Genomic DNA, 275 nt, shown 5'->3' with positions numbered 1-275 from the left:
GAAGCGATCGGCCTGCTCATTCCGGAAGTCGGACGCCAGCCCGCACTCGACGGATCGATCGTGCTGACCATCACCCCCGAGGCCAAGCACGACACCAGCCACGAGCACGAGGTCGCCCTCCCCCGCGACGGCGCCGACGAGCTGCGCGCCTGGCTGCAGGAGCGCGAAGCGATGGCGATTCCGGGCGAGCTGGTCTTCCCCGCCAACCTGACCGGCGCCCGGATGACCAGGAAAACCGTCTACGTGCAGATGCGGGCGACTTTCGAGCGCGCCGG

1 pseudogene is annotated in these 275 nt (G+C 69.5%); it reads left to right on the top strand.

Features of this window, described 5'->3' with window-relative positions:
- Window positions 1–275: pseudogene (locus KVT32_RS29975) on the top strand (site-specific integrase); the annotation flags it as partial.

Source organism: Achromobacter sp. GbtcB20 (assembly GCF_019091095.1).
Classification (GTDB): Bacteria; Pseudomonadota; Gammaproteobacteria; order Burkholderiales; family Burkholderiaceae_B; genus Achromobacter; species Achromobacter mucicolens.
This window is presented reverse-complemented; position numbering and strand designations above follow the sequence as displayed.